This is a genomic window from Micromonospora eburnea (genome assembly GCF_900090225.1).
Lineage (GTDB): Bacteria > Actinomycetota > Actinomycetes > Mycobacteriales > Micromonosporaceae > Micromonospora > Micromonospora eburnea.
In genome coordinates this window covers 527,245-539,219 of the sequence record NZ_FMHY01000002.1, presented here as the reverse complement: position 1 = coordinate 539,219, position 11,975 = coordinate 527,245, and the positions used below count along the sequence as shown (strand labels likewise).

General features: G+C 65.8%; 10 protein-coding genes and 1 pseudogene. 5 read left to right on the top strand and 6 right to left on the bottom strand.

What is annotated here, in order from left to right:
* Nucleotides 1–75 precede the first annotated feature (75 nt).
* The 3 genes from GA0070604_RS02755 to GA0070604_RS02745 all read left to right on the top strand — a co-directional run bounded on the left by GA0070604_RS02755 (nucleotide 76) and on the right by GA0070604_RS02745 (nucleotide 5,751).
* Nucleotides 76–1,224, top strand: a complete 1,149-nt coding sequence (locus GA0070604_RS02755; protein WP_091113620.1) for an IS3 family transposase — start codon at nucleotides 76–78, stop codon at nucleotides 1,222–1,224.
* Between the two features lie 262 nt (nucleotides 1,225–1,486).
* Nucleotides 1,487–4,102: a DEAD/DEAH box helicase gene (locus tag GA0070604_RS02750; RefSeq protein ID WP_091113615.1), complete on the top strand. Its 2,616-nt coding sequence runs from the start codon at nucleotides 1,487–1,489 to the stop codon at nucleotides 4,100–4,102.
* 305 nt (nucleotides 4,103–4,407) lie between these two features.
* A complete protein-coding gene (locus GA0070604_RS02745; RefSeq protein ID WP_141721221.1) occupies nucleotides 4,408–5,751 on the top strand; it encodes a hypothetical protein in 1,344 nt (447 codons plus the stop codon).
* Nucleotides 5,752–5,914: 163 nt separating this feature from the next.
* Here the strand turns inward: GA0070604_RS02745 and GA0070604_RS31580 are convergent, their stop codons facing one another.
* The 6 genes and pseudogenes from GA0070604_RS31580 to GA0070604_RS02710 all read right to left on the bottom strand — a co-directional run bounded on the left by GA0070604_RS31580 (nucleotide 5,915) and on the right by GA0070604_RS02710 (nucleotide 10,816).
* Nucleotides 5,915–6,919, bottom strand: a complete 1,005-nt coding sequence (locus GA0070604_RS31580) for an IS3 family transposase (RefSeq protein ID WP_244162147.1) — start codon at nucleotides 6,917–6,919, stop codon at nucleotides 5,915–5,917.
* 14 nt (nucleotides 6,920–6,933) lie between these two features.
* On the bottom strand, nucleotides 6,934–7,365 hold the full coding sequence (locus GA0070604_RS33275; protein WP_091113603.1) for a hypothetical protein: 432 nt from the start codon (nucleotides 7,363–7,365) through the stop codon (nucleotides 6,934–6,936).
* Between the two features lie 58 nt (nucleotides 7,366–7,423).
* Nucleotides 7,424–7,825: a hypothetical protein gene (locus GA0070604_RS02730; RefSeq protein WP_167363365.1), complete on the bottom strand. Its 402-nt coding sequence runs from the start codon at nucleotides 7,823–7,825 to the stop codon at nucleotides 7,424–7,426.
* A gap of 236 nt (nucleotides 7,826–8,061) precedes the next feature.
* A pseudogene (locus tag GA0070604_RS33270) lies at nucleotides 8,062–8,550 on the bottom strand (NUDIX domain-containing protein); the annotation flags it as partial.
* A 143-nt stretch (nucleotides 8,551–8,693) separates the two neighbouring features.
* On the bottom strand, nucleotides 8,694–10,637 hold the full coding sequence (locus GA0070604_RS02715) for an N-6 DNA methylase (RefSeq protein WP_091113596.1): 1,944 nt from the start codon (nucleotides 10,635–10,637) through the stop codon (nucleotides 8,694–8,696).
* Entirely contained in the window at nucleotides 10,634–10,816 is a 183-nt protein-coding gene (locus GA0070604_RS02710) for a hypothetical protein (RefSeq protein ID WP_091113591.1), read from the bottom strand. The genes GA0070604_RS02715 and GA0070604_RS02710 overlap by 4 nt, the downstream gene beginning before the upstream one ends.
* A 263-nt stretch (nucleotides 10,817–11,079) precedes the next feature.
* Between GA0070604_RS02710 and GA0070604_RS02705 the strand changes: the two genes are divergently transcribed.
* The gene (locus tag GA0070604_RS02705) at nucleotides 11,080–11,427 is read left to right on the top strand and encodes a hypothetical protein (RefSeq protein ID WP_091113588.1); all 348 of its coding nucleotides are present in this window, start codon (nucleotides 11,080–11,082) and stop codon (nucleotides 11,425–11,427) included.
* A gap of 5 nt (nucleotides 11,428–11,432) precedes the next feature.
* Nucleotides 11,433–11,882 (top strand): hypothetical protein, encoded by a 450-nt coding sequence (locus tag GA0070604_RS02700; protein ID WP_124778772.1) that lies wholly within the window; start codon nucleotides 11,433–11,435, stop codon nucleotides 11,880–11,882.
* The last annotated feature ends 93 nt before the right edge of the window (nucleotides 11,883–11,975 follow it).

Genomic DNA, 11,975 nt, shown 5'->3' with positions numbered 1-11,975 from the left:
GGGAAGTGATGTTCCCCGGGTTCGGTGGAGTCAGGTTGGTTGACTCGTCAGGCTCGTCACTCGTTGAGGAGAGACGTGCCGAGGAGATATCCACCCGAGTTTCGTCGTAAGGTCCTCGATCTGCTCAAGGCCGGCCGGTCGGTAGCGGAGCTGGTCCGTGACCTGGAGATCAGTGATCAGACGATCTACAACTGGCGCCGTCAGGAGCTGATCGACACCGGCCAAATGCCGGGCGTCACCTCCGCTGACCAGGCGGAGTTGGTTGCCGCTCGGCGGCGTATCGCCGAACTGGAGACCGAGTTGGCCGTGCATCGCCGCGCGGCTGAACTGCTCAAGGAGGTGGTGCCCCCAAAAGACCGGTACGCGGCCATCCAACAGATGGCCGCTGAGGGGCTACCCGTCGAGGTCTGCTGCCGTGTGCTCGAGGTTTCGGCGTCCGGGTACTACGCCTGGCGTAACCGGCCGCCATCGCCGCGGGCGCTGCGTCACGCGTGGTTGACCGAACAGATCCGTGCGGTACATCTGGCATCTCGCGGCACCTACGGGTCCCGCCGCGTGCATGCCGAACTGCGGCTGGGCCGTGGACTCGTCGTGGGCTATCACGCGGTGGAGATGCTGATGCGCCGCGCCGCCATACGCGGTCTGCCTGGTAGTCGCCGGCCCCGCCCGAAGCACCAGACGCCGACCGCGAGCGATCTGGTCAACCGCGACTTCACCCGATCGTCGCCGAACCAGTTGTGGGTCACCGACATCACCGAGCACCCGACCCGAGAGGGCAAGGTGTACTGCGCGGTCGTGCTGGACACCTTCTCCCGCAAGGTCGTCGGCTGGTCCATCGACGCCACCCAGACGGCCACGCTGGTGACCAACGCCCTGAGCATGGCCATCAGCAACCGCCAGCCCACCGGCACCGTGATCCACTCGGACCACGGAGTCCAGTTCACCTCATGGGCCTTCACCCGCCGGGTCCAGGAAGCCGGCCTTGCACCGTCGATGGGATCGATCGGCGACTGCTACGACAACGGCATGATCGAGTCGTTCTGGGGCCGGATGCAGACCGAGTTGCTCAACCGCCGGCGGTGGCGCACCCGCATCGAACTGGCCAACGCGATCTTCGAGTACCTGGAGATCTTCCACAACCGGCAACGCCGCCACAGCTCACTGGGCATGCTTACTCCAATCGAGTATGAAAGGCTCCACCCGATCGCCCTATCCGTAGCCTGACGCCAACCAACACGGCTCCGAGAAACCCGGGGAACATCAAAGTCTCTACAAGATCCGGGGCGGTTCACCAGACCCCTCACCGGCCGAGCCGTCCGGGTCAGCACAAGCACTTGACACGCCCGCTCGCGCATCTGAACTGGCCTCCTTGTGGGCAACCGTCCGTTCTGTCGGCACCTTCTTCGGCTTTCCCATCGCGGCCAAGCGGCCCTTTCAGCGAGAGCCAGGGGCTTGCTGCGACGCGTAGGTGCGGCAGAATGCGTGGATGGCCTTCAAGCGTCGGACGCCTACCCCAGTTGCGCCGGATGACCCTGTCGAGCTGTACAGGACTCTCTCCGAGACGAATAACGGCCCTGCGGCCTTGTGGCTGCATCAAGGTGACGTCCTGCGCTCATGGCACAGCGGCCACCGGGGAGATCCAGATGTGGCGATCGAGCTTCCGACTGGAGCAGGCAAGACCCTCGTCGGTGGCCTCATCGGCGAATACCAGCGCCGCGCTTTGAACGAACGGGTTGCATACCTGTGCCCGACGCGCCAACTGGCCCGCCAGACGGCTGCTGCGCTTAAAAACTATGGCATTCCGACTTCATTGCTGGTTGGCGCAGTTCCAACATGGAACCGAGCCGACAGGGCTCGCTATACTTCGGCGCAGTCCATCGCAGTCAGCACGTACGCCCATGTCTTCAACAGCAACCCCGCGCTCGACGATGCCCAACTCCTTCTCTTGGACGACGCGCACTCGGTGGAGAGCTATGTTGCAAGCCCATGGAGCCTGGAGATTTCGCGAAGCGAAAGCGCTTATGGACTCGTGCTTGCCGAGCTCAAGGACTCCCTCGACCCCCTTGTCGCAGCTCGGCTTCGTAACGAAAACCCGGATGGGCAGTTCCTTACTCGAACCTACCTTGCATCGCCAACCGGCGTCGCAGCACATGCCGAGAGACTAGAGGAGATCGTCAGGGCGGCATGCTCTGCCGAGACGGTCAGTAAGTCGGCACGATACGCGTACCAGATGCTTGCGGGTAAGCTGGATCGATGCCTCCTCTACGCCACATACAGTAGGTTGCTATTCCGCCCCTTGATCGCTCCGAGCACAGTTCATCCGGCATTTAGCAACCCAGCTCAAAGGGTCTACATGAGCGCGACCCTGGGTGACGGCGGTGAGCTAGAACGCAGTTTTGGGCGACGCAAGATTAAGCGCATCCCCATCCCGAAAGGGTGGGAGAAGCAGGGCACAGGCCGAAGGCTCTTTTGTTTCCCGGAACTCACCACCGATCTATCGGTCGTCAGGAGCGATCTGGGACCATGGGTAAAAGACGTCATTGCTAAGCACCGTCGGGCGGTGGTGCTCACGCCTGATGGTCGGACTGCGGCCAAGTTCACCGAACATCGTGTTCCTAAGGGCTTCGCCACGCTCACCGCGCAGGACGTCGAGGATGACTTGTCCTCTTTCACCACCAGCCCGGACGCGGTTCTGGTGCTTAGTAACCGCTACGACGGAATCGATCTCCCCGACGACGCCTGCCGACTCGTGATTCTCGACGGGCTCCCGGCCAAGGGTGATCTTCAGGAGCGATTCCTCTTCGAGGAGCTCGGTGCGCTCGAGGTCCTTCAGGAGCGCATCCGGGCTCGCATCGTTCAGGGCTCAGGACGCGCGACACGAAACGCTCGCGACTTCGCAACAGTACTGGTCCTGGGTGATGACTTGACGAGGTACATCGGTCGCGCCGATGTGAAGGTCGCAATGCGTCCGGAAATCCACGCCGAGGTTCAGTTCGGCTACGACAACAGCCTTGGCTGCCAGTCCTCCGAGATGGCCGAGAACATTGAGGTGTTCCAGCAACACGGCGCGGAATGGCGAGAAGTTGACGCGGATATCATCGCCCACCGCGACGCGCTCAGCCAGGTGCCACCTGCAGGCGCGGCTGAACTTCAGAGGGCCGCCGGCCGAGAGGTCGCGGCTTGGGAGGCCGTCTGGCAGGGTGAGTGGGAACGGGCGCTCGATCTCATCCGCCAGGTCCTCGACAACCTACGGGGAGGAAAGGCGCCCCAACGCTATGCCGCTCTCTGGCACTACCTTGGATCGTGTATCGCACGACGGCTCGCGATGCAGACCGGCGACGCAACATATGCCGAAGCGAGCGCAGCCTACTACCGCGACGCCCGCGCCGCCGGGCGAGGCACGAACTGGCTGTCACACCTGGCCGCACCCGTCGAAGAGGCCCAACAGGCAGAGCCGGCCCTGGTTGATCCGCTCGACGAGGTGGCTGTCTCGAGCATCCTCGCCCGACTGTCCACGCTCGGTAAGTCGAGTACGTTCGAGCCGGAGATGGAACGGATCCGCACTGGACTGGGCGAAACGCCCGCCAAACCCTATGAAGCTGCGCTTGTAGGCCTCGGCCACTTTTCTGGCGCCACGGATAGTGTTGGCAACGGCGATGCCGACGCAGCCCCCGACGCTACCTGGACGTTTGGTGATCTCATTTGGATTGCATGGGAAGCGAAGAGCGAGGCGAAACCCGAAGGGGAAATAGGAGCATCAGACGTTCGACAAGCCGGCGGTCACCTCCGCTTCGTGGCTGACAAGCGCGGCGAGGCCGCCCCCGGCGATTCGGTATCGCTGCTGGTGTCAGCCCAGCACACAGTTCACCCCGCTGCACGTGCCGTCGCCGAAAATCACGTATATCTCGTACGTCCGAGCGATGTGCTCGATCTCTTTGAGCGACTTAACTCGGCTTGGCGGATGCTACGAGCGATCTACTCAGCGGCCACAACAGGCGACGACGTTGTGAGAATTTTCAAGGCTGAGGGCGCACTACCTTCACAATGGCTTCCTCACCTGAGGCAAGTGCCAATAGCGTCACCCGAACCTGAGCAGCCTTAGGCGTTTCGCGACTGGGGGTTGGCCGGGTGAGGCCACGGGGTGACGGTGATCGATAACTGAGGAGGTCTTCGGTAAGTGGATCAGCGGGCCGACATGCCGCACCGCGATGCACCGGAGTCGATAGCGGCGCGACAGGCTCGCCATTGCCCGCGCCCTTCTGCACATCGCCGTGGTGTCACTGGCCACAGAGCGCTTCCGGCGCCGGCACAGTGCCGCCGGCGCTACGCAGCGGCGAACTCGTTTGCCGAGACGGTGGGCTGTCCGGATGATGCGAATGCCAACCGGTCGGCAGTGCAGGAGGCACGGTGCGCGCCACGTTGATGGATCGTGCGGACGGCGATCAGATCGACCTCATCCTGACGCATCCGGCGCACCAGGAGACCCTGCGCGCCTTGATCGATCTGATCCGGACATTACGCGCCTGCCGCTCTGCCGAGGAGTTGTACCACTTCCAGAGTCGGCTCCGTGGCATGGTCCTCGACACCGAGCAGCGTCGTTCCGCGATCGGCCGGCAGATCAAACGACTGGATAGGCACCGCAACCTCACCGCTGACGCGCCCGAACTCGGCACAGCCCTCGACCGCACCGACCGAGAATCCTGGGTGTTGGAAGGCGACGTCTACGAGCGGATCTGGCGCCAGCTCAAGTCGATCGCGGACGCACTCGCTTGGAGAGTCTTCGGATACCAGCGCAACATCATCGTGGCGCTGTCGCGCGCCGACGCTCCCGGCCCGATGTACGGCAAGACCGGCCTGGCCGCAGAGCTGGAGATCATCGAGACCGCGTGGCGCGAGAGCCAAGAGTTCGTGCTGCACCACGACCTGACCAACGTCATCCGTGTCGGCGACGTCACCGTCCTCGACCGTGACGGCTGGGCCTGGCTCCGCGAGATCAAGACCAACCAGCGGTATCGAGTTCCTGCCCAGGAGCGGCTGCTAGCCGACACCTCGCAGGTCCTCGCCGACGAGACCGGCACGTTGCCCAGCGGCTACGCACCAGTGCGCACCACCATCGACTACCGCACCGACTTGGCGGGCCTGCGTGACATCCTCGCCTTGGCGCATGCGCGGACGGGTATCGCCGGAGGCGTGGTCTCGTCCGGTCGCGCGGTCGTCGCGGCCAGTCAATTCACCGCCGCCGGCCGGTACACCGCGGAGGAGTTCGGCACTCGCTTCAACGCCGAACTCGCCCGGGTCCGCCGCCGCATCGGCGCCGACAACCCCGGGCACACGCTGACGCTGCTGAGCATCGACCAGGCCGGTCGTACTCTCGTGCGCCCACCCTGGGCGATCTACCCGATCGAAGCCGAGGTCGCGGCCAGCCTCATCGCCGACGGCATGTTCTTCGCCGTCTGCATGAACCCGAACAAGATCACCGACTCGCTGGCCAAGGCTGGTGTCGAAGCGTCCTGGCTGCAACGTCTCGACGGCACCGAGGACCCCTCGAAGCCGTTGTTGAACGTCGCCGTACGGTCGGGCAACCGGCTCTGGTCGACATCCCTGAACTTCGCCGCGATCGCGGAGTTGATGCTCGAGCTGATCGATCTCCGCACCTGGAGCCAGCAGGTCGCCGCGATGCTCAGCGGCGAGTTCGCTGCCGGCACGCGGCCCTGGCCGTGCTTCGCCAGAGAGGCCAGAGTCTGGGCCTGATTGCCCGGACGCCAGCTATTCGCTCGGTGCCATCGCCCGGCGGATCGGATCGGCTCGCGAAGTGGCAATGGCGCCGTCAGACAAGGTTGGGTTAGGCCGTTGTGATCAACGCTGAGCGTCTGTCGGAACCTGTCAAGTCAACTGAGACATCTTCTTGATTTGTTCAGCTTTGTGCTGCTGGCCGGGTGGGCACGGGTGGGCCGGTGGTCTGTTCGGGGTCGCTGTTGTCGGGTTTGTTGATCCATGCCCGTTCTGGGAGTCGGGGCGGTCGTGGACGGCGGCCGAACCGTTCGGGATGGGTGACCCAGGCGGCGTCGAGGGTCTGTTGCCGCTGTTCACGGATCTGTCCGGCGGTGCCGTGATGCACCGATGCCGGGGTGTGCAGGCCGATCCCGGAGTGCCTGTGTTCGTGGTTGTAGTAGGTGTAGAACGCCTCGCAGTGCTGGCGGGCGTGCTGGATCGACCCGAACCGGTCTGGGAAGCTCGGGTCGTACTTCAACGTCTTGAAGCTCGCCTCGATGTACGGATTGTCGTTCGATGTCTTCGGACGGCTGTGACTACGGCCGATCTTCAGATCGGTCAGCAGTTGGGTGACGGTCTTGCTGGTCATCGCGGCGCCACGGTCGGCGTGCACGGTCAACTGATCGGGGTCGACGCGTTCGCTGGCGGCCGCGTCAGCGATCAGCGCCTCGGCGAGCTGGCCGTCCTCGTGCGCGGCGACGAGGTGCCCGACGACGTAACGGGACCAGATGTCGATCACGGTGTAGAGGTGGAACCAGACGCCTCGGTCCGGTCCGCGTAGCTTGGTGATGTCCCAGGACCAGACGTGGTTCGCCGCGTCGGCCACGAGTTCGGGTTTGGTGCGGGCCGGATGGCTGGCCTGGCTGCGGCGTTCGCCGCTCTGCCCGGCAGCCCGCAGGATCCGGTACATCGTGGACTCCGAGCACCACCAGCGGCCCTCGTCGAGCTCGCGGGCCCACACCTGCGCCGGTGCCAGATCTTGGTAGTCGGGCCGGTTCAGCAGCTGCAGCACCTGCTCGCGTTCAGCCTCGGACAGCGCCGACGGCGGTGGCTTGCGCGTGGTCCGCGGCCGTGAGACCAGCGGTGGTGTGCGGTGTCGGTAGAGCGTCGCGCGGGAGACACCGGTCAGCCGGCAAGCCCCGGCGATGCCCCACGCCGGGGTCAGCGCCTGCTGTGCCTCGGCGAGGACGGGTTCGGCATCGGCGCGGTGTCCGCGCTCTCGGAGAGCAGTTCCAAGAGCGCGTGCGCTTTTCCCATGATCTGCAACGCGGTTTCGGTCTTGGCCAGCTTGGCCTGTAAGCGGGCGTTCTCCCGCTGCAGGCGGGCAAGTTCGGCGTTCTCGGCCTTCTTCGCTGCCCGCGCGGCCGATTGCCGCCGGTCCGTCAAGCCGGCCGAGGCTCCGGCGTCTCGGGCCTTGCGCCAGTCGAGAATGTGTGACCCGTACAGCCGTTCCCGGCGCAGGATCGCCCCGCGAGCCGTCGCGTCCGGCGCCGCGTCGTACTCGTCCAGAATCCGCGCCTTGAACTCTGCGGTGAATGTCCGCCGCTGGGGCCGGGCGTCCGGATCCAGGCTCTCATGGGGCTTCGACGTCATGCTGATGATCTCTCCTCAGGACCGTCCAGGAAGAGTATCCCCTGGTAGACGGGCTGTCTCACATCAGCGTGACAGGGAGGGTGTTCTCGGCGCTGCCGGTCAGCAGGGTGAGCTCAAGGAGCTGGATCTTCTCCATAACCTTGTGGGTCGGGCACCAGGCAAGGACCACTCCGCCATCCCGCGGGTGGCCGCTCCGCTCGGTCACGATGTCGAGCTTGGCGAGTTCGGGATGATGGGTCGCCGAGTCCTTGCGCGGTGCCACGACCGTCAGGTGGGCGCGGCGTTCGCGCGCTATAGCAAGGCCGAGCCGCTTGCCAGGCTGGATCGTGTCCGTTTCGGTGCCACGCGGCACGTAGATGTAGCGATGCCTGAGCACCTCTTCCATCTGGCCCGAAACAGCAGCTCCCTCCAGGTCGTTCTGCTCAGGGAGGCTAGACGGCACCTCCGACAGTTCCAGCACAGCCCCGAACAGGCCCGGGGACCGTCACCGACCAGCCGCCTGGCGGCTGACTCGCATCCGCACGCTGACTTCGCCGCCAGGGTTGGCGAGGCCGCCGGCGTCGACACCGCCGTCCGCGCGGTCGCCGACCTGGCACCGCTGATCGGGGCGGCCGGGATCCAGCGGGCCCACCCGATCGCCAAGGCCCGCGCAGACCTGACCGGGCTGCTGTACGCCGACGGCATCCACGACTGCCTCTACCGCTCCGGTGGCTGCACGCTTCTGACCGGACCGGTCGCCGAGGGAGGTGGCAGCGATCCGACCCGGCACCGCAGCCGCCGACCGCTACGACGAGGCAGCGTGAACAGCAAGGCAGCGCGCACCCTCATGGCGAAGGGTGCGCGTCGCCGGCGCATGTCAGTGCGTGTGAAACCGTTCTCCAGGTCGAACATCGCGCCCTCGGCCTTGGCGCACAGCGCGGCGATCACCCGGCGGGCCAGCAGCGCCGACATCCGTTCCCGAATCTGATCCTGATCGCACCACGCCCAGCTGCGCAGCTCGTCCGGCGGCAGCTGGATATCAGCGGTGCCCAGCTCGTCGAGGGCGCCACCGTCGTAGACGAACATGACACCCTCGGTGCGTTCCGGTCGGGGCGGCACCCAGTCGGTCACCAGCAGCCGGCCGGGGACCATCGACTTGCCCAACTCCTCCTTGACCTCACGGACCGCCGCCCGCCGGGGCGACTCGTCGGCATCGACTCACCCACCGACGAGCTCCCAGTAGTCCTTGTAGATGGGCTCAACCAGCAGAGCCCGCCCGGCAGCGTCGGTGAACAGAACCGCGGCGCCCATGGGCTCGGTGGAAGCGTCGCAGCTCTGGCAGAATCTCGTCACAACTTCGGGACAGTTCCGGCTAGGTTCCGCTGCTGCTCCGTCGGCGGCACGACGAGCGGCATCGACTTGATGATCTTCGCGTTGATGCTCGGTTTGACGCCCGGCAGCGTTCTCGACACGATCCACTCCCGGACGCCGGGATGGGTGAGGTACCAGGCCAGATACTCTGCTCGAATTCCTTCCTTCGCGCGGACTCGGATGCACGTATTACCGACCAGCCAGCCGCTGTGCTGATCATCCGCGACTGCGGTTCTGCTGGTCTTGCCGACTCGTACCAGCAGCACGTCACCCGCATGGATGCGATACCGGTCGAGTCCGGCGGCGGTGGCATTGCTAACGGTGAATTTCGGAGCGGTGGCGATCTCGTCGTTACGGACGTTGACGGCGGTGACGACTGGGACACCTCCGGCGGCCTTCTTCGAAGGGGGAAGGGTTTCGCCGCTCACTCCCGGTTGCACCTCACAAAAGTCGCCGAGGTGGCGGTTCTGCCAGTCGTCCGGCACGAGGCCGAGCAACGTGTCCATGGTGCCGTCGGTTCGCGGCAGCGGCCGGGCACGAGGCCGGCCGGCGTCGACCTGTAGGACGTAGTCGTTGTCGCGTAGTTCGGCGATGCTGACGCTGACGGCGTCGACACCCGCCCGCGCCGGCGTGAGCACTTCGCCGTTCTGCCAATTCCGGTAGACGCCGACGATCGTCTCGATACCGTCTCCAGTCAGCGCCCAGTGGGTCTTCTCGGTCCTTCGGGTGGCGGCGCTGGCGTCGATCAGTAGGACGTCACTTTGTGCGTCGTCCGGATGACCTAGCATCCAGATGCTGACTGCTGTCTTCGCCTCCCGGAACATATGCTCCCGGAGCTGGATTACACACCTAACGACGCCCGCCTCGACCATCGCCGCTCGGACGTTCTGGTCTCTGGTGCTGCTTGCCTCGGTGGCGCTGGCCGGCATGATGACAGCGGCCCGGCCGCCAGGGGCAAGCGACAGGGCGGCGGCTTGCAGCCAGGCAAGGCCGGTGTTGTGGGGGTTCGGCTTGCCGTACGGCCATGACTGCGCGTCGTCCGCCGGCTGCCATTGCTCGCGGCTGAACGGCGGATTGAGCAGGATGGTGTCGAACTGTTCGGGTTCGGCGACGACTGTCGATAGCCCGGCCGCAGTGTCGTCGGTGATGGCGGCTCGGTAGCCGTGCACGGCGAGGTTCATGGTGGCGATGTGCCGGGTTCGTTTGGTGGCGGCGCGGCCGCTGACGACCGCCAGCTCGGTGCTGGCACGCGCCATGTGCTCGGCGGCGGCGACGAGCAGACCGGCCGTGCCGCAGCACGGGTCGTGTACGCGGCTCCCGGGCCGGGGATCGACCAGCCGCACCATCAGCTGCGCGATCTCGGTGGGCACAAGGTACTGGTCGAGCGTCTTGTGCCGCGCTTTGGCGAACCGGTCGAGCAGGTGGTCGAAAATCAGGTGCGGCGGTTGCCGCCGCTCGGACAGTACGGCGTCGATCTCGGTCACGGCATTCCTCCACCAGGGGTCCTGAAACGTGGTGCGAATGCGTGCCGTGAAGTATGCCGCGGCGGTCGTGGCCCGGGCGTGCTTCGCGTGGACGAGGGTGAGGACCAGCCGCTCGAACAGCCACGCATCGCTGCTGCGAAGCATTAGATCCTCGAGTGGCGCCAACCATTGCGCGTCGATTGGAATCGCCGGATTGGTCCGATGCCGCGTGTCATGGCCGTGGATCGCCTTGCGGAACCGGTCCCCGTAGGTCGTCCCGTGCTGCCGGTCGAACCACTCCGCTACGAGGGCCGTCGGATAGGTGTGCGTCCTTCCGGTGCTGCTCGGGCGGGGAAAGTCGGCGTACCGCCTAATCCAGTTGCTGACGGCCTGCTCCGTGACGCAGACCGCAGCGGCGATCTGCGACCTGGTCACCGTGTCCGGCGGGACAGGCGTCACCGGTCTTGCCCGTCCTTGCCCTGGGGGTTCCGCCAGGCGCCAATCAGCCGCGCCAGGCGACGGGTCCGCTGCTCATCGACAATCACCCAAGCGGCGAACGCCTCCACGGCCATGAAGAAAGCCGTGGTCAAGTACAGAATCTCCGGCTCACTCAACACTTCGGCCAGCCTCAGGATCATGCGGTTCCTCCGGTGTGGTCGGTCACTGCATCCGACGATAGGTATCCCGCTCCCCGCGAGCAGCCGCGTACTCGGATCGTTTCTAGATCATTTTTGATGCAGCGCTGCGATACCTCCCGACGTCGGGCTGATGGCTCCGTGATGCTCACTACATCAATGGCCAGTCGTCAACTGACCTGACCCGATATCGGAGGTATAGGCGCAAATTGTGCGAGTTCGGTGGACATCGGCCCTCTCCGACGAGCGCGGAAGAGCGTGCGGTGATGCCCATAAAGGGCGCGCGGCGCCAGCCCTGCCGCAAGGGCTTTCGGCGGTTCAGTAGCCCCACCGGTGCCGGACGCGGGTTTCGCGTACCGGGATTTCGGGGTGGGGACTTCGGGTTCGTCGCCTACGCCGACACCGACACCGCCCAGGACGTCCTGGTCCGCGTTGTCGGTGGCGACACCGACCCGGGAGCCCAGACCGCCCCCCTCGCACGCGCCCGCGAGTTGTGGTGGCTCTCCCGCGCCGTACGGGCCAAGTACACCGCCATCTCCCGCGCCGTGCCGCTGCTGCTCGCCGGGTACGCCGGCGCCGCCACCACCGCAGCCCTGGCGATCTGGGCCCGGTGACCACGATGACCGCGACCACCACCCTCGTCGTGCAGGACCCCGTCGACGCCTACGAACTGTTCGCCCACGCCCGCACCGTGCTCAGGCTGCCCCTGGACGGCCGATGGCACCTGGTCGACCACGGCCGCGTCCACATGCTGCAAACCCTGCCCGGACAGGGCGCACCGGCCCTGGCCAGCGTGCACCTCCCCGTCGACGGCAGCCGGCACCCCGGCGAGCCCCACGCCGGCATCCCCGGCGGCTACGCCCTGCTCGCCTTCACCACCGACGGCGGCGACACCAACAGGACCCAGCGCCGGCACCGCGACCTCGCCGGCCAGGCTAGTGCGTGGCTGACCCACCGACGGCTTCGCTGGACCTGGTCACACGCCGACGGGCCCTTCACGACCAACCACGCCGATCTTGCGACCAGGGGCCAAATAGTTGATCTTTTTGGGGGTCTGCGCGGTCCCTGATCGCTGCCACGGTGGTTGACCGCTGTGAGTCGATCTCCTCTGAGCATCGGCGAGCTGGTCGAGCACTGGACCCTTGTCCCTGCTGAGCTGGAC